General features: G+C 55.1%; 14 protein-coding genes. 9 read left to right on the top strand and 5 right to left on the bottom strand.

The features are described from left to right. Positions 1-11: 11 nt before the first annotated feature. Positions 12-3,152, bottom strand: a complete 3,141-nt coding sequence (sbcC, locus tag AC5JPW_RS09705) for an exonuclease subunit SbcC (protein ID WP_494239874.1) — start codon at positions 3,150-3,152, stop codon at positions 12-14. Further along, positions 3,149-4,351 (bottom strand): exonuclease subunit SbcD, encoded by a 1,203-nt coding sequence (gene sbcD / locus AC5JPW_RS09700; protein WP_494239873.1) that lies wholly within the window; start codon positions 4,349-4,351, stop codon positions 3,149-3,151. The genes sbcC and sbcD overlap by 4 nt, the downstream gene beginning before the upstream one ends. A 197-nt stretch (positions 4,352-4,548) precedes the next feature. Between sbcD and phoB the strand changes: the two genes are divergently transcribed. The 4 genes from phoB (at position 4,549) to proY (ending at position 9,720) form a co-directional block, all read left to right on the top strand. Further along, entirely contained in the window at positions 4,549-5,238 is a 690-nt protein-coding gene (gene phoB / locus AC5JPW_RS09695) for a phosphate response regulator transcription factor PhoB (RefSeq protein ID WP_437433796.1), read from the top strand. Positions 5,239-5,259: 21 nt separating this feature from the next. Then, positions 5,260-6,555, top strand: a complete 1,296-nt coding sequence (gene phoR, locus AC5JPW_RS09690; protein WP_494239871.1) for a phosphate regulon sensor histidine kinase PhoR — start codon at positions 5,260-5,262, stop codon at positions 6,553-6,555. Positions 6,556-6,962: 407 nt separating this feature from the next. Further along, on the top strand, positions 6,963-8,282 hold the full coding sequence (gene brnQ, locus AC5JPW_RS09685; protein WP_494239870.1) for a branched-chain amino acid transporter carrier protein BrnQ: 1,320 nt from the start codon (positions 6,963-6,965) through the stop codon (positions 8,280-8,282). A gap of 82 nt (positions 8,283-8,364) precedes the next feature. Continuing rightward, positions 8,365-9,720 (top strand): proline-specific permease ProY, encoded by a 1,356-nt coding sequence (gene proY / locus AC5JPW_RS09680; RefSeq protein WP_494239869.1) that lies wholly within the window; start codon positions 8,365-8,367, stop codon positions 9,718-9,720. Between the two features lie 48 nt (positions 9,721-9,768). On the opposite strand, the gene AC5JPW_RS09675 is transcribed toward proY, so the two are convergent. Continuing rightward, a complete protein-coding gene (locus tag AC5JPW_RS09675) occupies positions 9,769-11,169 on the bottom strand; it encodes an anion permease (RefSeq protein WP_494239868.1) in 1,401 nt (466 codons plus the stop codon). Between the two features lie 83 nt (positions 11,170-11,252). Beyond that, entirely contained in the window at positions 11,253-12,194 is a 942-nt protein-coding gene (locus AC5JPW_RS09670; RefSeq protein ID WP_494239866.1) for a 2-hydroxyacid dehydrogenase, read from the bottom strand. Positions 12,195-12,459: 265 nt separating this feature from the next. On the opposite strand from AC5JPW_RS09670, the gene malZ reads away from it, so the two are divergent. The 3 genes from malZ (at position 12,460) to AC5JPW_RS09655 (ending at position 18,437) form a co-directional block, all read left to right on the top strand. Further along, positions 12,460-14,277 (top strand): maltodextrin glucosidase, encoded by a 1,818-nt coding sequence (gene malZ, locus AC5JPW_RS09665; RefSeq protein ID WP_494239864.1) that lies wholly within the window; start codon positions 12,460-12,462, stop codon positions 14,275-14,277. 84 nt (positions 14,278-14,361) lie between these two features. Further along, positions 14,362-17,043, top strand: coding sequence for a DUF2339 domain-containing protein (locus tag AC5JPW_RS09660; RefSeq protein ID WP_494239863.1), 2,682 nt, complete (start codon positions 14,362-14,364; stop codon positions 17,041-17,043). Further along, a complete protein-coding gene (locus AC5JPW_RS09655; protein WP_494239861.1) occupies positions 17,040-18,437 on the top strand; it encodes a DUF3999 family protein in 1,398 nt (465 codons plus the stop codon). The genes AC5JPW_RS09660 and AC5JPW_RS09655 overlap by 4 nt, the downstream gene beginning before the upstream one ends. 1 nt (position 18,438) lies before the next feature. Here AC5JPW_RS09655 and acpH read toward each other — a convergent pair whose 3' ends face one another. After that, the gene (gene acpH, locus AC5JPW_RS09650; RefSeq protein ID WP_494239860.1) at positions 18,439-19,020 is read right to left on the bottom strand and encodes an ACP phosphodiesterase; all 582 of its coding nucleotides are present in this window, start codon (positions 19,018-19,020) and stop codon (positions 18,439-18,441) included. Positions 19,021-19,112: 92 nt separating this feature from the next. Between acpH and queA the strand changes: the two genes are divergently transcribed. Next, the gene (gene queA, locus AC5JPW_RS09645) at positions 19,113-20,183 is read left to right on the top strand and encodes a tRNA preQ1(34) S-adenosylmethionine ribosyltransferase-isomerase QueA (RefSeq protein ID WP_494239858.1); all 1,071 of its coding nucleotides are present in this window, start codon (positions 19,113-19,115) and stop codon (positions 20,181-20,183) included. 52 nt (positions 20,184-20,235) lie between these two features. Then, on the top strand, positions 20,236-21,363 hold the full coding sequence (tgt, locus tag AC5JPW_RS09640; RefSeq protein ID WP_494239857.1) for a tRNA guanosine(34) transglycosylase Tgt: 1,128 nt from the start codon (positions 20,236-20,238) through the stop codon (positions 21,361-21,363). Positions 21,364-21,376 lie beyond the last annotated feature (13 nt).

Below are 21,376 nucleotides of genomic sequence, written 5' to 3'. Positions count from 1 at the left end.
TGTTTTTATCATTATTCCACCGCAAAGACTTTATCGAGTTTGCTGTAGCCCAGTCCGTTTATCTTCCTGACCTTAATCTGCACCGGAATTCGTTCTTTCATCGCCTCAACGTGACTGATAACACCTATGGTTTTGCCCGTGGCATTGAGCGCATCGAGGGCATCAAGGGCGGTATCCAGCGTTTCACTGTCCAGGGTGCCAAAACCTTCATCAAGGAACAGCGAGTCAATCCGTGTCTTATGGCTGACCAGATCCGACAGCGCCAGGGCCAGCGCCAGACTGACGAGGAAACTTTCGCCGCCGGAAAGTGTGCGAGTATCTCGCACCGCATCGGCTTGCCAGGTATCGACCACTTCCAGCTCCAGCGCTTCACTGGCTTTACGCTTCAGCAGGTAGCGACCGTGCAGGCGGTTAAGCTGATTGTTCGCCAGCCACACCAGGTTATCGAGCGTTAAGCCCTGGGCGAATTTACGGAATTTATCGCCATCGCGGGAGCCGATAAGCTGTGAAAGATGGCCCCAGTCGTCGCAGCGTACCGCGACGCGCTCCATCTCCTGCATCAGTGCCTGCAGGCGCTGACGATTGTCAGCATCCTGCTTCAGTTGCTGACGGAATTCCCCCTGGCGGGTGGTATTTTCGCGAAGCTCGCTTGCCACTGCGGCCAGAGATTCCTGACTCTTTTCCGCCGTGACATTGTCGTCCATCGCCGCGGGCGGCTGAGCGATATGGGCATTCAGCGTCTGTTCTGCACTGGCGACCAGCGTCTGCGTCTGCTGACATTCACTCTCCAGACGCTGGTGGAGCTGCTCCAGCCGCAGACGTTCTGCTTCATCCAGGAGTGCTTCGAGAAACGCCTGCTGGTCGGCAAATTCGCTCGCCGCCAGGGCATCGGCAAACTGCTTCTCCAGTGCCGCCAGGCGTTCGGCTTCCTGGCTCAGCTGCTGTTGCAGCGTTTGCCACTGGCTTTGCAGTGAGACGCAGTCGTTATGCACCTGCTGCCAGTTATCCAGTGGGGCCGGGGCTTCATCGGCAAACGCGGGTTCGTCCGGCAAGGTATCAATAACCGGCAACAGGCGGGCAATGTTGTCATGTAAAGCGGTGAAGGCCGTCTGTTTTTCCTGCCATTGCGCCGCTTCCTGGGTGCGGGCTGCCAGCCAGATTGCTTCTTCGCCTTCTGGGGGGAGCATCAGCCCTAGTGGTTCGAGCAGGGCGGCAAGGTTTGTGCGACGGGCGTCGGCAGCCTGTTGATATTGCTCCACCTGCTGGCGCAGTTCGTTGATTTGAGTCTGTAGCGACTGCTGCTGGCTGAGCTGGTAAAGCTGATGTTCGTGTGCATCCTGCGCGGCCTGCCAGCTCTGGAGATCGTGCTGTGGCTGCATACTGATACCCAGCTCGCTGCAAACGTGCGCCCACTCCTGCAACAGCGTCTGTTCATCCTGCTGCAAGGTTTTGGCTTCGCGTTCATCTTTTTCATACTGCTCCGCCAGCCCTTTCAGACGCTCGCCGAGGGCAACACCGTCCTCTTTCATCTTACGGACTTCAAGATCCAGCGCATCGCGGCGTGCCTGATTCACGCCCGGCACGATGGCCTGATATTCCGCGATCGCCGGGTGAGTTGTTGAGCCACAAAGTGGACAGGGGCTGTCGGGCTGGAGACGGGCGCGTTCGCTTTCCAGGCTGCGAATACGCTCTTCGAGTTCGCAGACGGTACGAATTTCCGTAAGCAGCGCATTCTTCTCTTTATACTGGGCGCGTTTCTGTGTCAGTTCTTCCTCGCGTTTTTTCCGCTCGGATTCCAGTTCGAGAAGATTTTGCTGGCGCTGGGCGAGATGCTTTTGCAAAGGGGCAAAACGGGCGTGAAGCGTATGCAATTGCTGGCGCAACGGGCGATGTTGCGCACTTAACGCCAGCGCTGAAGCGACCTCATCTGCTGTCATCTCCAGCGAAACGGTCGCCAGGCTACGCAATTTTAGTTCATTTTGCTCAATACGTGACTGCAGAGCCTGCCAGGGTTTTTTATCCTCTTCCTGCTGATTGAGCATGGCGCGCCAGCCTGCCAGTTCGCTTTGCCAGCGCTCAAAACGGGCGTTATCCGTCAGCCAGGTTTTCAGCGTGGTTTGCGATACCGTGAGTTGTTCGTGTTGACACAAAGCACTGGCGCGTATGCGCGCCCGCAGGGTACGAGTTGCATGTAAGCGAGTATTCACTTCTTCATTCTGACGGTGGCTGTTTTTCCACTGTACGCGCTGCTCTTGTACTCGCTCCCAGACCGGACGCAGCACTATAGCGGGCTGTGCACGGCTGAGTCGTACCAACTCAGGCTGCGCATCGGCGCGAGCTTGCAACGCTTGCTGGTTTGCCACTTGTGCACGCTGGTGAGCCTGTTGCAACTCATGGCTACGGTTGAGCCAGTTCAACTGCGTTTGTGCGGCTTGTTGCCCTTTCAGCAGGCGCTGTTCCTCGTCAGTGAGTGCCTGCAAACTTAATGTCAGTGCGCCGCGCTGCTCATCATTAAGCAGCACAACCCCCTCGGCCTGGGCCTGACATTTTTCTAGCTCCGTTTTGGCGAGTTTGTGTTTTTCAAAGACGTCTGCAGAAATCTGGCCGTAAATCTCTGTCCCGGTGAGCTCTTCCAGCAGTTCTGCACGTTCTTTCGGTTTGGCATTCAGAAACGCGGCGAATTGCCCCTGAGAAAGCAGCATCGAACGGGTAAAACGGCCATAATCGAGACCCGTTAACGAGGCGGTGAGTTCCAGTTTATCTTTGACTTTGTCGGCGAGGATTTTGCCATCGGCACATTGCGCGAGTTCAACACGCGGCACCTGTAAATTGCCGTCCGGTTGGTTGCGGGCGCGGGTCTGACTCCAGAACGCCCGGTAGGCAATGCCTTTGACTTCAAATTCCACTTCCGCCAGGCAGTCGGCGGTGTCGCGGGTCATCAGATCATTTTGCGACTGAGAGACGTTATTCAGGCGTGGCGTTTCGTGATAAAGCGCGAGGCAAATGGCATCCAGCAGCGTGGTTTTACCCGCCCCGGTCGCGCCAGTGATGGCGAACAGACCGTTGCTGGAAAAAGGCTCGGCGGTAAAATCAATCTTCCATTCCCCTTTCAGGGAGTTGAGATTTCTCAGGCGCAGGCTAAGAATTTTCATGCATCGTGCTCCTGATGTAATCCGTGCAGTGTTTCTAAAAACAGGACCTGTAAACGAGCCTGTTGGGCTTCATCCAGTTCTTCCTGCGCCAGACGGCGGGCGAAGACATCTTCCACTTTCAGCTCGCTCAGGGTTTCCCGGCGCTCACTGGCAAGAATGCGCTCCCGCTGTTCCCGGCTGCGCCGCACCAGCAGCACCTCGACCGGCAGGTCGGCGGTGAGCAACTGGATTTTACGCTGCATGTCGCTGAGGTAGTCGTCGGTGGCAATCTCAATATCAAGCCAGACGGGGCGTTCTGCATCATGCTCTCGCCACTGTTCAAGCTGGCTGCGGATCGCCTCCAGATCGCCTTTTATCACCCCTAACTGTTGGGTTACGGGAACCTCCAGCGCTGTCACATCCGCCAGTTTTCCCTCAACGAATGTCACCAGATTGACATATTTGCCTTTGCCGGTTTCGTCAAAGCTCAGGGCAATCGGGGAACCGCAGTAGCGGATGTGCTCCTGCCCGCCAATCTTCTGTGGGCGATGAATATGGCCAAGCGCAATGTAATCGGCAGGCGGGAAGTTCTGGGCCGGGAAGGCGTCAAGCGTGCCGATATAGATCTCGCGTACGGCGTCGCTTTTACTGGCCCCAACCGTAGTAAGGTGGCCGCTGGCGATAATAGGCAGCGGTTTATCGCCGCGCATGGCGCTGGCCGCATCGTATTGCTGCTGATAATAGTCGGTGATAGCACCTAACAGATGCTGTTGCTTTTCTTGCCCGGAGAGTCCGGCCTGGCTGGTTACAATGTCGCGTGGGCGTAAAAACGGCACCGGGCAGAAGACTGCGCCAGGAGAACCGTCGCGCAACGGTAAGAAGAAAGGTGGGCTTCCTGCGCTGGCAACCACGGTGGTTTTCAGCCAGGCCAGGATGTCTTTCGACTCATTAAGGGTGGCGACAGAGTCGTGGTTACCCGCCAGTACGACCAGATGGCAGCCGGTGCTCTGTAGCTTCACCACAAACTGGTTGTATAACTCACGAGCATAGCTGGGGGGCGAACCGGTATCGAAGATATCGCCCGCCACAATGATCGCGTCGACCTGATGTTCTTCTGCCGTTGCCAGCAGCCAGGTAAGGAAGGCGTCGTGTTCTGCGGCCCGACTCTTGCTGTAAAAGTTCTGACCGAGATGCCAGTCCGAGGTATGAATGATGCGCATAGCGGTTCCGTGGCAAAAAAGCATAAACAGTATTATAACATTCAAGGGCATATGAGCCGCCAGCGAAAGCAACGTCGCCGCTGTCATAAAGTAAAATCATGAGTCATCTGTCGGTCATTTGTTTCATAAATCTGTCACAAAAGTGACGCATACTGGCGCCGCGGTTGACTGATGACTTTAATTAAACAGGGCAAATTATGGCAAGACGCATTCTGGTCGTAGAAGATGAAGCACCCATTCGTGAGATGGTTTGTTTCGTGCTTGAGCAAAACGGCTTTCAACCTGTCGAAGCGGAAGATTATGACAGCGCGGTGAACCAACTGAATGAACCCTGGCCCGACCTGATTTTACTGGACTGGATGTTGCCGGGTGGTTCTGGTATTCAGTTCATTAAACACCTTAAACGTGAAGCCATGACCCGTGAAATCCCGGTGATGATGCTGACGGCACGTGGTGAAGAAGAAGATCGTGTGCGTGGGCTCGAGACCGGCGCAGATGATTATATTACCAAGCCATTCTCCCCAAAAGAGCTGGTCGCACGTATTAAAGCGGTCATGCGTCGTATTTCGCCGATGGCGGTTGAAGAAGTCATCGAAATGCAGGGACTGAGCCTCGATCCGAGCTCTCACCGCGTCATGACCGGTGAAAATCCCCTGGACATGGGGCCGACGGAGTTTAAGCTGTTGCACTTCTTCATGACGCACCCGGAGCGTGTCTACAGCCGTGAACAGCTGCTTAACCACGTCTGGGGAACCAATGTCTATGTAGAAGATCGCACGGTTGACGTGCATATTCGCCGCTTGCGTAAAGCACTGGAAACCAGCGGCCACGATCGTATGGTACAAACAGTTCGCGGCACGGGTTATCGGTTCTCAACCCGTTTCTGAAATCTGACAGGAGTGTGACGCGTGCTGGAACGGCTGTCATGGAAAAGGCTGGTACTCGAACTCATCCTTTGTTGTCTACCTGCCGCACTGCTTGGCGCATTCTTTGGTTATTTGCCGTGGTTTTTACTGGCGGCAGTGACCGGGTTACTGGCCTGGCATTTCTGGAATTTAATGCGTCTTTCCTGGTGGTTATGGGTCGATAAAAGTATGACCCCGCCGCCGGGCACCGGAAGTTGGGAACCCCTGCTTTATGGCCTGCATCAAATGCAGATGCGTAATAAAAAACGTCGCCGTGAGCTGGGCAATCTGATCAAGCGCTTCCGTAGTGGGGCTGAGTCCTTACCGGATGCAGTGGTGCTGACGACCGAAGATGGCGCGATTTTTTGGTGTAATGGTCTGGCTCAGCAGCTTATGAACTTGCGCTGGCCGGATGATAACGGACAAAACATCCTCAACCTGCTGCGTTACCCTGAATTTACCCGCTACTACAAAGCACAAAAGTTCGATAGGCCGCTTAATCTGGTGCTCAACAATGGCCGTCACCTCGAAATGCGCATGATGCCCTACAGCGAGCACCAGTTGCTTATGGTGGCGCGCGATGTGACACAAATGCACCAGCTTGAAGGGGCGCGACGCAACTTCTTTGCCAACGTCAGCCATGAACTGCGCACGCCGCTTACGGTATTGCAAGGTTATCTGGAGATGATGCAGGAGCAGACGCTGGAAGGACTCCCGCGTGAGAAAGCGCTGCACACCATGCGGGAGCAAACCTCGCGTATGGAAGGGCTGGTTAAACAGCTGCTGACGCTGTCGAAAATCGAAGCAGCGCCCATCACGCCACCCAATGAAATCATCGATGTACCGATGATGCTGCGGGTTGTGGAGCGTGAGGCGCAAACCCTCAGCCACAAAAAGCATGAGCTGGAATTTGTGGTCGATGCCGGGGTGAAAGTGCTGGGTAACGATGAACAACTGCGCAGTGCGATTTCGAACCTGGTTTATAACGCGGTGAACCATACTCCAGCTGGTACGCACATCACGGTTCAGTGGAGGCGCGTGGCGCACGGCGTGCAGTTCAGCGTCGAGGATAACGGGCCGGGCATTGCGGCGGAGCATATTCCGCGTCTGACAGAACGTTTCTACCGCGTGGACAAAGCGCGCTCTCGTCAAACGGGTGGAAGTGGGCTGGGACTGGCGATCGTCAAACATGCGGTTAATCATCATGACAGCAAGCTTGAAATCGAAAGTACGCCCGGCAAAGGCACGCGCTTTAGCTTTATTCTGCCTGAAAGACTGGTCGTGAAGAACGCAAGCTGACACCCAGGGTGTCAGCTTTTCTTTCCACTTGTGTCAGAACTTCACTTTTTTCACCCCTCTTTACATCTATTCATCCACAGAATATGGCTTTGCTGCTTTTTTGTTCGCATGATTAGCCATCCGTTTTTCTTATATACAGCATCATTCTCTGGTGTTTTTTTTAGATCTGGCATATCCATCTGGTTTTGCGATCCCTTATTGCCTTTAAACGTTATAAGCGTTTAAATTGCGCCCCGTAGGTCGTCAGACCCACTGTATTTGCGTGGTAAATCGAAAAACTATTCTCCGTCACGCAGGGTGGGAAGTGTTTCCCGCTTCATTTTCAGGCTCTTACTGCTGTAATGTTCCGCACGGTAAGGCGAAAATTTCAACATTTGCATCACCACATCCACAGGCAGTAAACGTTTATGACCCATCATTTAAAACCACGAGATATCGTTGCTCTGGGCTTTATGACCTTTGCGTTGTTCGTCGGCGCAGGCAATATCATTTTCCCTCCCATGGTCGGTTTGCAGGCAGGCGAGCACGTCTGGACTGCATCACTTGGCTTTTTGATTACGGCTGTCGGTCTTCCTGTGCTCACGGTTGTTGCACTGGCGAAGGTGGGTGGTGGGGTGGACAGCCTCAGCACACCTATCGGTAAAATTGCAGGCGTTCTACTGGCGACGGTTTGTTACCTGGCGGTTGGACCGCTGTTTGCCACACCGCGTACTGCAACCGTTTCGTTTGAAGTGGGTATTGCACCGCTGACGGGCGAAGGTTCTCTGCCGCTGCTGATCTACAGCGTTATCTATTTCGCATTGGTGATTCTGGTGTCGCTCTATCCTGGCAAATTGCTTGATACCGTCGGCAATTTCCTGGCCCCGCTGAAAATTATTGCGCTGATTATTCTCTCTGTTGCGGCGATCGTCTGGCCAGCGGGTCCGATCAGCCATGCAATGGACGCTTACCAGCACGCCGCCTTCTCTAATGGCTTCGTCAATGGTTACCTGACGATGGATACCCTCGGTGCGATGGTGTTTGGTATCGTCATCGTGAACGCCGCCCGTTCGCGTGGTGTGACCGAAGCCCGTCTGCTGACCCGTTACACCGTCTGGGCTGGCCTGATGGCCGGTGTAGGCCTGACCCTGCTGTATCTGGCGCTGTTCCGTCTGGGTTCAGATAGCTCCTCTCTGGTGGATCAGTCTGCTAACGGTGCTGCGATTCTGCATGCCTACGTTGCACACACCTTTGGTGGTGCCGGGAGCTTCCTGCTGGCGGCATTGATTTTCATTGCCTGCCTGGTGACGGCGGTTGGCCTGACCTGTGCCTGTGCGGAGTTTTTTGCGCAGTATTTGCCGCTCTCCTATCGCACGCTGGTATTTATCCTCGGTATCTTCTCCATGGCAGTATCGAATCTGGGGCTGAGCCACCTGATCCAGATCTCCATTCCGGTGTTGACGATGATCTACCCGCCGTGTATTGCTCTGGTCGTGTTGAGCTTCACCCGTTCGTGGTGGCATAATTCGTCCCGCGTTATCGCGCCAGCGATGTTCATCAGCCTCGCGTTTGGCGTGCTGGACGGGATTAAAGCCTCTGCATTTAGCGATGTGTTACCCGCCTGGACTCAGCGCCTGCCAATGGCAGAGCAAGGTCTTGCCTGGTTGATGCCAACGCTGGTGATGGTGATTCTGGCTGCAGGCTGGGACCGTGTCGCCGGGCGTCAGGTTGCCTCCAGCGCACACTAAGACGTCGTGCAAAATGGTTTGCTAACCACGGGACTTATGGTCCCGTGGTTTTTTGTTTTTTTGAATCCTGGAACGGGGAACGATGGAAAGTACGAATAAATTAAAGCGAGGGTTGAGTACCCGCCACATCCGCTTTATGGCCCTTGGGTCGGCGATTGGCACCGGGCTGTTTTACGGCTCCGCAGATGCCATAAAGATGGCGGGGCCGAGCGTCCTGCTGGCCTACATCATCGGCGGCGTCGCGGCTTATATCATTATGCGTGCGCTGGGCGAGATGTCCGTGCACAACCCCTCCGCCAGTTCGTTCTCCCGTTATGCTCAGGAAAACCTTGGTCCACTGGCTGGTTACATCACCGGCTGGACCTATTGTTTTGAGATTCTGATAGTTGCCATTGCTGACGTTACGGCCTTTGGTATCTACATGGGCGTCTGGTTCCCCACCGTGCCGCACTGGATTTGGGTGCTCAGCGTCGTGCTGATCATCTGCGCCATTAACCTGATGAGCGTGAAAGTGTTCGGCGAACTGGAGTTCTGGTTCTCCTTCTTCAAAGTCGCCACCATTATCATCATGATTGCAGCCGGGTTTGGCATCATCATCTGGGGTATTGGAAACGGCGGTCAGCCGACCGGGATACACAACCTGTGGACCAACGGTGGGTTCTTCAGTAACGGCTGGATAGGTATGGTGATGTCGCTGCAAATGGTGATGTTTGCCTACGGCGGCATTGAAATCATTGGCATTACCGCCGGGGAAGCGAAAGACCCGGAGAAATCCATTCCACGTGCCATTAACTCCGTTCCCATGCGTATTCTGGTGTTCTACGTGGGTACGCTGTTCGTGATTATGTCTATCTATCCGTGGAACCAGGTCGGCACCGAGGGCAGCCCATTTGTTCTCACCTTCCAGCATCTGGGTATCACCTTTGCGGCCAGTATTCTGAACTTTGTGGTGTTGACCGCGTCCCTTTCGGCCATTAACAGCGATGTCTTTGGTGTGGGCCGTATGCTGCACGGAATGGCGGAGCAGGGCAGTGCGCCGAAAATCTTTGCCAAAACCTCACGCAAAGGGATCCCGTGGGTCACCGTACTGGTGATGACGCTGGCGCTGTTGTCCGCGGTTTATCTCAACTACATCATGCCGGAAAACGTCTTCCTGGTGATTGCGTCACTGGCGACCTTTGCCACGGTTTGGGTGTGGATCATGATCCTGCTCTCACAGGTGGCTTTCCGTCGCCGTCTCTCCGCAGATGAAGTTAAGGCGCTGAAATTTAAAGTGCCTGGCGGCGTAGCGACCACGATTGTCGGTCTGCTTTTCCTGGTATTTATCATTGCGCTGATTGGCTGGCACCCGGAAACCCGCATTTCACTCTATGTGGGATGTGCGTGGATTTTGTTGCTGCTGGTGGGCTGGCTGTTTGTCCGTAAGAAACTGGCATAACGCAAAATGTGTAAGCCCGGTGTGCGCTCACGCCACCGGGCTGATTTGTTACCACAAACCTAAAATCTTCCACCACACTGCACCCAGCCCGAACCAAATCACGATGTTAATCAGCATCACAATAAAGCCCAGACGCCACCAGTCACGCTGCGCGACATAGCCTGCGCCGTAGTAGATCACCGCTGGACCGTTGCCGTAGTGCGAAATTCCGCTCATCAGGTTGGTTACGAACGCCAGAGAGAGCGCAACCATCATCGGTGGAGCCCCTGTTGCAACCGAAACGCTACCAAAGGCGGCATACATCGCCACGACATGCGGTGTGCTCCCCGCAAAAAAGTAGTGGGAGTAGCAGTAGACAATCAGCAGGACGGTGAGGGTGATTTCCCACGGAATGCCGGTAAACAGCGCAGAGGTGGTGACGGCAAACCATTTGAATAAGCCAAGCTGGTTGAGCTTGTCAGCCAGGCAGATCATCACGCCCAGCCAGACCAGAATATCCCATGCCCCCTTCTCCGACTGCACGTCCTGCCAGTTGATAACGTTGGTCATGAGCATCAGGCAGACGCCGGAAAGTGCCACGGCGGTGGCATCGAGTCCCGTCCATTTCGAGGTACTCCACGCCAGCAGGGAGAGCAGGAAAATGCCAATCGTCATCCTCTCGTCGCGGGTGACTGGCCCCATTTTTTGCAGTTCTTCATGGGCAAGCGCTTTCGCCTGCGGGGTCTTTTTGATTTCCGGCGGATAGAGTTTGTAGATGACCAGCGGAAGGGTGATAAACGCAATCACCCCGGGTACCAGTGCACTCAGTGTCCACATTCCCCATGAAATATCGACAAACAGCGTGCTGGCAGCCAGCGAGACAATCAGCGCATTGGGGGCGCTGGCAGTCATAAACATGGACGATGACAGGCAGTTGGAGTGAAACACGGTCTGCATCAGGAAAGCGCCGATCTTGCGCGGATTCTGATCCGGCTCGGAACCAAAGCTGCTGGAGACACCGCGTACGATGGGGAACAGGATGCCGCCCGCACGAGCCGTGTTTGACGGCGTAGCCGGGGCGATAATCATGTCGCTGAGCGCCAGCGTGTAGCCAAGACGTAATGAGCTGCCGCCGAAGCTACGAATCAACATATAAGCAATGCGCCGCCCGAGTCCGGTTTTGATAAATCCTTTGGCATAAAGAAAGGCTGCGACAATCAACCAGACGGTGGTGCTGCTAAAGCCTTTCAGTGCTTCAGCGGTGGTCATCATGCCGGTGAGCATAATAAAGCTGATGGCGATAAGCGCCACTGCGCCAACCGGCAGCGGTTGAAGAATAAAGGCAACGACGGTGGTGATAAAGATGGCGAGAATATGCCAGGTCAGGGGCGTCAGACCTTCAGGCACGGGAAAAAACCAGATAGCGAGCGCAACGATGGCGCAGATAAGCACTTTCAGATAACGGTTCATAATGCGATCCTTGTAGCAGTTCCCGCTGTTGCCAGCGGGAGTAGAATCCTGTTTTCTGTACGGCAATGTGAACCAGAAAAACGTTAAATAACCGGCGTGATCAGTTTTCCTTCATTGAAGTAAGTAACGAGGTTTTCGATGGTCAGGTCAGCCATGGCCTGACGGGTTTCCGCGGTGTTGCTGGCGATATGCGGCAGCAACACCACGTTTTTCAGACTCATTAAGGCTGCTGGAATGTGCGGCTCTTTCTCGAACACATCCAGACCTGCACCGCGCAGTTTGCCTTCCTGCAATACGGCAATCAGTGCCTCGGTGTCGACGACCGTGCCACGCGCAATATTCACCAGGATGCCGTCTGGCCCAAGCGCTTCCAGGACTTCGCGATTAATGATGTGGTGGGTTTCTGCGCCGCCCGGCAGGGTCAGGACGAGAAAATCCACCGCTTTGGCTAACTCAATGAGTGAATTGTGGTGCGTCCACGCGGTATTCTGCGCGGCATTCGGGCTGAAGTAGTGAATCGGCATATTGAACGCCGCCGCGCGGTTTGCTACTTCATGACCAATGTTTCCCATGCCAACGATACCGCAGCGTTTGCCAGTCATTTTCCATGCGCTTTCAAACTGCGCGTTTTCCCATGCGCCGGAGCGGGCAAAGCTGTCTGCGGCACAAATCTTACGAGAGACGGCGAGCATCAGCGCAAGGCCGGTATCGGCCACGCATTCGTTCAGGACACGCGGCGTGTTGCTGACGTTGATGTTGAGGCGACGGCAGGTATCGAGGTCGGTTGCATCCACGCCAACACCGAATCCGCTGATCACTTCCAGTGCGGGCAGTTTTTCAATCAACTCTTTTTTGATCCCTTTTGCTGCGCGGGTCAATGCGCCACGAATGGAATGCGCATGTTCACGCAGAAATGATTCCGGATCCTGCAACCAGTATTTATGCACTACAAAATGCTGTTCAAGAACATCGATCATCGCCTGCGGGATTTCAGTGATGACAAGAATCTCAGGTTTGCTGCTCATGCTAAATCCTTTCTCACGCTGGGGTTTGAAACAGTATAAAAACAGCACGAGAGTGAGACTTCGGGCAATCGCACGAACCCAACTTGAAAATACTCGCGCATATGCCCGGTGGAAATCCCACCAGATCACATCTGTCTGTGGGAAAAAATGCTGAGGGGGGAATTTCTGCGCCCTGGCTCTCAACCCCATAAAAAAGCAGAAAGAATGAGTTTGTGGGACTACATTTGTGCAAGAGTGACGCCATTTTTGATCGAGGGGAAAGTCGATGTTGCATGCCTGGCATTTGCCTGTTGCGCCATTTGTGAAACAGAACAATGACCAACTGGTCATTACTCTTTGGCTCACCGGAAATAAGCTCCCAACCCGCGTCACACTTCGGGTCGATATCGATAACGAAGAGACGCCGCTGGTGATGCGCCGGGTGCGTCTGTCACCAAAACCGGGCGTGACGGCATGGCGAGCAGCGCTCCCGCTGGAGAGCGGTCAGCCGCGTCGTCGTTACAGTTTCAAACTGCTATGGGAAGATCGCCAGTTATGGTTCACACCGCAGGGTTTCAGCCGCTTTCCCCCGGCTCGTCTGGAGCAGTTTGCTGTGGATTACCCTGACGACGGGCCGCAATGGGTAGCTGAACAGGTGTTTTATCAGATCTTCCCGGATCGTTTTGCTCGCAGTGAGAAGGGCAATGAGCAGCAGAATGACGTCTATTTTCATCATGCGGCAAAGCAGGAGATCGTGCTGCGTGACTGGGATGAGCCGCTGACGGGAGAGGCGGGTGGCTCTACGTTTTATGGCGGATGCCTGGATGGCATCAGCGAAAAGTTGCCCTGGTTGCGTAAGCTCGGTGTAACGGCGCTCTACCTGAACCCTATTTTTGTCGCACCCAGCGTGCACAAATACGATACGGAAGATTACCGCCGGGTGGATCCGCGTTTCGGTGGTGATCAGGCGCTGTTTCGCCTGCGGCGTAACACCCATAAATTAGGCATGCGGATGGTGCTGGACGGTGTGTTCAACCACAGCGGCGACTCGCACGCCTGGTTTGACAGGCATAATCAGGGGACGACCGGGGCATGTCACAACCCCGCCTCGACCTGGCGCGAGTGGTACAGTTTTCACGATGATGGACAAGCCCGCGACTGGCTGGGCTATGCCAGCCTGCCAAAACTTGATTATCAGGCGCAAACCCTGGTCGAAGAGATTTATCAGGGTGAGGACAGCATTGTTCGCCATTGGCTGAAAGCCCCATGGAATATGGACGGCTGGCGTCTCGACGTGGTGCATATGCTGGGTGAAGCGGGTGGGTCGCGCAATAACTTGCAGCATGTCGCGGGTATCGCAAAGGCGGCGAAAGAGACGCAGCCGCAGGCTTATATCGTTGGCGAACATTTTGGTGATGCACGCCAGTGGTTACAGGCAGATGTGGAAGATGCGGCTATGAACTATCGTGGTTTTACCTTCCCGGTCTGGGCATTCCTGGCGAATACCGATATCTCTATGGATCCGCAGCGTATTGATGCCCAGACCTGTATGGCATGGATGGATAACTACCGCGCCGGATTGTCTCATCAGCAGCAAATTCGCATGTTCAACCAGCTCGACAGCCACGACACCCCGCGTTTCAAAACCGTTCTGGGTAAGGATGTCGCACGGCTGCCGCTGGCGGTGATCTGGCTGTTTACCTGGCCCGGTGTTCCCTGCATTTATTACGGCGATGAAGTGGGGCTGGACGGGGCTAACGATCCCTTCTGCCGCAAACCCTTCCCGTGGGATAAAGCTAAGCAGGATAGCGGATTGCTCGCGCTCTACCAGCGCATGACCCGGTTGCGTCGGCGTAGCCAGGCGCTCTGCTATGGCGGCTGTCAGGTTGTTTATGCCGAGGAAAACGTGGTGGTGTTCCTGCGTGTCTGGCAGCAGGAACGCGTGTTGGTTGCCATTAACCGGGGAGAACCCTGCGAAGTGGTGCTCGCCGATTCCCCGCTGCTGGATGCCAAAGTGTGGCACTGCAAAGAGGGCAAAGGCACGCTTTCGGATGAGGTACTGTCGCTCCCGGCGATCTCAGCGACGGTGTGGCAGGGGAATTAACCCGTATGGATAAACGAAGCGGAATAGCGCAATTGTAGCGATTTGTGCCACAGTATACTCACGCTCAGAAATGAAGGTGAGATCATGGATGAACTGGTGCTGTTAGCCTGTCTCGTACTGTTTATGCTGGTGGTGGTTGTACCCGCCCTGGCGGTTATTGCATTCCGAAGAAGTAACGCCGCGCAAAGTGAGCTGTCGCAACTGCGACAGCGAGTGGCGACGCTCGAACAACGCCTCGTTGGGCAACCGGTGAGCCTGGCGCCGGAGGCGCAGGTAGACGCGCCTCTTTCTCCTCCCGCAGCCGTTGAGCCGGAACCTGCACCTGAACCTGAAAAAAGGGTTGAGCCTGAATCCGCGCCTGCTAATGTGTGGGCAAGGGGGACGCCTGTTGCGGCGAAAATGGCGGCTACACCTGCAGCTGTTGTTAGTGCGGCGAAAACCCCCAGTCCGTTTGGCGGCATGACCACCTCGCTGGTTCGCTGGTTTATGCAGGGCAACCCTTTGGCAAAACTGGGTATTGTGCTGCTGTTCCTCGGACTGGGCTTCCTGTTCCGTTACAGTGTCGAAAATTCTCTCTTCCCGCTCTCTCTGCGTCTGGTGGTTGCCGCGCTGGGAGCCATCGCGCTGCTGTTTATCGGCTGGCGCTTACGGCGAAAACAGCCGGTCTTTTCGCTCATTCTGCAAGGTGGTGCAACGGGCGCGCTCTATATGACGGTGTTCGGTGCCTTCCGGCTATGGCAAATGCTGCCCATGACCCTGGCGTTTGGCCTGTTGCTGATGATTTGTGCCGCGAGTGTTGGGCTTGCCGTGCTGCAACGTGCGCTCAGTCTGGCGATGCTGGCAAGTCTTGGCGGTTATGCGGCACCGTTATTGCTCTCGACCGGCGGTGGTAGCCATATTGCACTGTTCTCTTTCTACCTCTTACTCTCCGCTGGCATTCTGATTATCAGCATCTGGCAGCACTGGCGTGAGCTTAACCTGCTGGGCATGCTGTTCACCTTTGGTGTTGCTGGAGTCTGGGGCATTGCCGATTACCGTCCGGATTATTATCTGAGTTGCCTGCTATTCCTGATGGCGAACCTGATCCTCTTTGGCGTGCTGAGCGTCGTGCTGTCATTGCGCGCACAAAAACGTGGCGAGCGCATTGTGGATGGCGTTCTGCTCTTTGCTCCGCCGCTGGTTGGGTTCGGGATGCAATACGCCATCACGCAGCATCTGACCTACGGCCCGGCGTTGAGTTCTCTGGGTTTTGGTGCGTTCTACCTACTACTTGCCTATGGTGCACTGAAGCGTTTCCCGGCGGCCGGAAAACCCCTGGTGCTGGCGGCTCTGGCCCTCGGAGGTGCCTTCGCCACGCTGGCGATTCCACTGGCGCTCTCTGCCCGCTGGACGGCGATGGCCTGGGCACTGGAAGGGCTCGGTATTCTCTGGTTGGGCGTGATGCAAGGACAGCGGCGCATGAGCTACAGCGGTACCGGATTGCTGGTACTGGCATTGGGCAGTGCACTCTGGGCACTTAATGACGCTCTGACGGCCTTGTCCATGCTGGTGATTTTTGCCGTGCTCAGTGTTACCTGGCTGGTGGCCGCCTGGCTTTGGCGCGGCATTCAACGTATCGGTAGCGAAGTCTTGCTTGCCGGAGGCATTGCCTTTTGGCTTGTTGCGCTATGGGGATTATCGTGGCTTGCCAGACCACCTGGTGTCGAAGAGGCTTTTGGTCTGCTTGCCCTGCTGAGCCTGTCAGTCTGGATCTGGCGCACTGCCAGCCAGCGACTGGGCTGGGAGGCGATCCATTTCGCCGTGTGGCTGCTGTGGCCTGCCATGCTGGTCGTTTTATTCTGGCAACTGGCAAATGAGTCACATCTGCTTGCTGCGGGTTGGCAAAACCTGGCCTGGTGTGTGGCTTTGCCGTCGGCGTTGTTGTTGCTGCATCGTGAAGGGGGAGCGCTTGTCGCACTGCTCTCACGTATCTTGCATCTTTCACTGGCCTGGATGGTATTGCTGGCATTTGGCGCGGAACTTTACTGGTTCGTCGACACGCTGCCATGGGGAATGGGAGCGTGGAGTAGTGGCCTGCTGATGGCGGCGTGCGGCGTCGTTATTTTGCTCACTCTTGCGGGTATCCGCCGTGGCATCTGGCCGTTTCGGGTCTGGCCTGAACTCTATGGCACTCTGGGGTTAGCTCCTCTGGTACCCGTGCTCGTTATTTTGCTGGTGATGGCCAATGTGCAGGATGCACGGGTTATTCACATGCTTTATCTGCCGCTGATTAACCCACTGGAAGAGGGGGCGGCATTTGCTCTGCTCGGACTTTTTGCGTGGGTGCGGTACTGTACGCCTCACTTAGCGCGTTATCTGCCATGGGTACCCCGTGTGGTTCCGATGCTATTACTGGCACTGAGTTTCTGGTGGATAAATGGCGTGCTGTTGCGCGCCCTGGCAAATTACGCGGGTGTGGACTGGAATGTTGATGCTCTTTGGCATTCTCGTTTAATCCAGACGACCTTTGCCCTGTTCTGGATGCTGGGTGCGCTGGTGGTGATGCTGTTGGCCAATCGCCGTGGTTCCAGGCGTGAATGGCTCTGCGGTGCCGGGCTGCTGGGTGTGGTGATTATCAAATTGATGTTGGTGGACAGTGCGGGTGGCGGTGGTCTGGCGCGGGCGGTAGCCTTTATTGGCGTTGCTGTGCTGGTGCTGATTGTGGGCTATTTTTCCCCGTTACCGCCAAAAGAGACAAAAGCGTTCAACGAGGAAGAAAAATCATGAAATGGATGAGATACGTCGCTATTGGCGCACTCCTCAGCGTAGCATCAACCGGATTTGCCCGTGACGACACGCCCGAAACGCCGCAAGATTACGGCTGGGGGCGGGCGCTTGCCACCACTGAGGACTCTCCCTGGTATCGCGTTAATTTGCCTGCTGAAGTTTACCAGCAGAGCGCGTGGCCCGATCTCCGTGACCTGCGGGTATTCAACCACCAGGGCGAGCGCGTCCCATTCTCACTCGAAGCGCAAAAACAGGCACCGACAACCGCTAACACGACTGATTTGCGTATCTTCCCGCTTTCTGCATCGCCCGTTGAGCCGATGAACAGCGATGATGTGCAGGGGGAGCGGGTCTGGCTGCGATCGCCGAATGGTTATGAAATCAAGCTAGAAGGTGAGCGCATCGAGGGTATTGGGCAGAGTTACTTACTGGCACTGCCGGAAAAAGCATCCGATGCAATGAGCGTCTCACAGCTACAGCTCGGCTGGGATAAACCCATGGTGAACTGGCAGGGCAAAGCGTCGCTTTATTACAGTACCGATATGCGCGAGTGGGGGCTGTTGCAAAAAGACGCGCCGTTAATGGATATTGCCAGCGGAAGTGATCGGCTGACGCTGAACAAAATCAATGCCAGTCTCACGATGTCGACGGAAGGGCCTCGCTACTTGTTGTTGGTGTTTGATACGCCGAAACTGCCCGTCACACTGACCCGTGCGACTGTTGTTGAGAATGTTCAGGAAAATGTGGCGGAAAATGTCAGTCTTGTCGGTTGGGCAAACCGTATTTCTGCGGATGAAGCTCAGTATCAATGGTCGCAACCGCAGCCGCTGAGCGCGCTCTCCATCAAGCTGGAGGACGAGGGCGTATTGCCTGTTGAACTGGCCTGGCGTGCGACGGCAGAAGACAAATGGCAGCCTCTGACCAAAGACGTGCTGTTCCATCTCAACGATCAGGTGTCGGATGACATTGCGATCCCGGGGCACCTGATTCAGGGGATCCGCTTGACGACAGTTAATGCGCATCTTCCGGATATGCTGCCGCAGGTGTCTGGCCTGCGTGAAAGCCAGCGCCTTATCTTCAATGCGCAGGGCAGCGGGCCGTTTATCCTTGCCTGGGGCAATAAAGCGGCGACGCAGGCGGCTATTCCGCTCGACAGTCTCATTCCTGCAGGCCTGCGCGCGCAGCACGCACCGGAAAATTTGCCGGATGCGGTGGCGCATGAGCGCATCAAACTGGGGGGGGAATCCCGACTGAGTGCGGTTTCTCCGGCTGACAGACAGAGCCAGTGGCAAACTCTGTTAGTCTGGGGCGTGCTGGTTCTCGGAGTGTTGGCGCTGGCATGGATGGCGCTGCGAATCTGGCGAGATATTCAAAAAGACAATAACGCTACCTGACTCAGAGCGTCCGGGCTTTTGCCTGCGCCATCATGCGCGGGTAAAACTGCCAGAACAGTTGCTCCAGCTCGGCATAATGTTGGTCCAGATCCTGCCAGGAGTCGCGCAAAGCATCGAGTTTGGGGCGACGACTGGCCATGCCATTGAGTACGCGCTGAATAAAATCCATCTCACGGTAGCGCTCCAGCCAGCGTTCCGACCACAAATAGTCGTTGAGGTTAACGAAGCGTGGCGGGGCGTCAGGAAGGATGGTGTTTATTTGCGCCTGGGCATAGTCGACAAACTCGACGAGCGGGGTTTGTGGGGCGATTTCTGCCCAGTGGCGCGAGAGGAAATGGTCCCACATCACATCAAGCGTAATGGGGGCGACGCGGCGGGTTTCCGGGCGGAACCACTGACGTGCTTCCTTCACTTCCGGCAGATTATCGGTCAGCACATCAATGCGGCGATGCATATGAATCCCCGCGACCACGTCGGCAGGGTAGAGCGAGTCCGGGTTTCCGCGAACAAAATCGGCCAGTAAATTGCCGGACAGTGAACTGTCCGCGAGATGAGCCAGATGCAGGTGAGCCAGAAAATTCATTGTTATATGGGTTCCAAAAGTCGCTATCAGTTGCAGCGAGAGAGCGTGGGCACTAGACTACCCGCCTCTTAATTATGTCTCGAGTTAGTGTCATGCGCGTTGCCGATTTTTCCTTTGAGTTGCCAGAATCCCTGATTGCCCACTATCCACAGCCTGAACGCAGCGGTTGCCGCTTGCTGTCACTGGAGGGGCCGACGGGCGCGCTGTCGCACGACACTTTCACCGATTTGCTCGACAAGCTCAACCCTGGCGACCTGTTGGTCTTCAACAACACCCGTGTGATTCCGGCGCGCCTGTTTGGGCGTAAAGCCAGCGGCGGTAAGATTGAAGTGCTGGTTGAGCGCATGCTCGACGATAAACGTATTCTGGCACATATTCGCGCATCTAAAGCGCCAAAACCGGGGGCAGAACTGCTGCTCGGCGACGATGAAAGCATTCAGGCCACGATGGTGGCGCGTCACGATGCGCTGTTCGAAGTTGAGTTTAATGATGTACGCCCGGTGCTGGATATTCTTAATGCCATCGGCCATATGCCGCTGCCGCCATATATCGACCGCCCGGATGAAGACGCTGACCGTGAACTGTATCAGACTGTCTACAGCCAGAAACCTGGTGCGGTTGCCGCCCCGACAGCCGGTCTGCACTTTGACGAGCCGCTGTTAGCGCGTCTGCGCGAGAAAGGCATCGAAATGGCGTTTGTCACGTTGCACGTCGGTGCGGGCACTTTCCAGCCCGTACGCGTGGACAGCATTGAAGATCACATTATGCACTCCGAATATGCGGAAGTGCCGCAAGAGGTGGTGGACGCAGTTCTGGCGGCAAAAGCGCGTGGAAACCGAGTGATTGCCGTCGGTACCACCTCGGTTCGTTCGCTGGAAAGCGCTGCTCAGGCTGCAAAACAGGATCTGATTGAGCCGTTCTTTGGTGATACGCAAATCTTTATCTACCCGGGCTATCAGTACAAAGTGATTGATGCGCTGGTGACCAACTTCCACCTGCCGGAATCGACCCTGATCATGCTGGTTTCAGCCTTTGCAGGCTATAAGCACACCATGCACGCCTATCAGGAAGCGGTTGCGCACAAATATCGCTTTTTTAGTTACGGTGATGCGATGTTTATCACGTACAATCCGCAGGCTATTTCTGAGCGTGTCGGGGAATAAATCCGCGACATTGATATAAACGTCAGACTGTTTTTCTGACGCTGGAGAAAACATGAAATTTGAACTGGATACCACTGATGGTCGCGCACGCCGCGGCCGTCTGGTGTTTGACCGTGGCGTGGTGGAAACGCCTGCATTTATGCCTGTCGGCACCTACGGCACCGTCAAAGGGATGACGCCGGAAGAAGTTGAAGAGACCGGTGCGCAAATCATCCTCGGTAATACCTTCCATTTATGGCTGCGTCCTGGTCAGGAGATCATGAAGCTGCACGGCGATCTGCATGACTTTATGCAGTGGAAAGGGCCGATTCTCACCGATTCAGGTGGCTTCCAGGTCTTCAGCCTGGGGGACATCCGTAAGATAACCGAGGCGGGCGTACACTTCCGTAATCCGATCAACGGCGATCCGATTTTCCTTGATCCTGAAAAGTCGATGGAGATTCAGTACGATCTCGGTTCCGATATCGTGATGATCTTTGACGAATGTACGCCATATCCGGCGGATTGGGATTATGCTAAGCGCTCGATGGAAATGTCGTTGCGCTGGGCAAAACGCAGCCGTGACCGTTTTGATTCGCTGGAAAACCCCAATGCGCTGTTTGGTATCATTCAGGGCAGTGTTTACGAAGATTTACGTGATATCTCCGTCAAAGGTCTGGTAGAGATTGGCTTTGATGGCTACGCTGTCGGCGGTTTGGCTGTTGGCGAGCCTAAAGCAGATATGCACCGTATTCTGGAACATGTTTGCCCGCAAATTCCGGCAGATAAACCGCGTTACCTGATGGGCGTCGGGAAGCCAGAAGATCTGGTGGAAGGTGTGCGTCGTGGCATCGATATGTTCGACTGCGTAATGCCAACCCGTAATGCCCGTAATGGTCATCTGTTTGTGACCAACGGTGTGGTGAAAATCCGTAATGCGAAATATAAGAGCGATACTGGCCCACTCGACGCTGAGTGCGATTGCTATACCTGTCGCCATTATTCTCTCGCTTACCTGCATCACCTTGACCGTTGCAACGAGATATTGGGCGCGCGACTCAATACCATTCATAACTTGCGATATTACCAGCGTTTAATGGCTGGTTTACGCAAGGCTATTGAAGAGGGTAAATTAGAGAGCTTCGTGACCGATTTTTACCAACGTCAGGGACGGGATGTTCCGGCTTTGAACGTTGATTAATATAAATAATGAG

Source organism: Phytobacter sp. (genome assembly GCF_059074235.1).
This window is presented reverse-complemented; position numbering and strand designations above follow the sequence as displayed.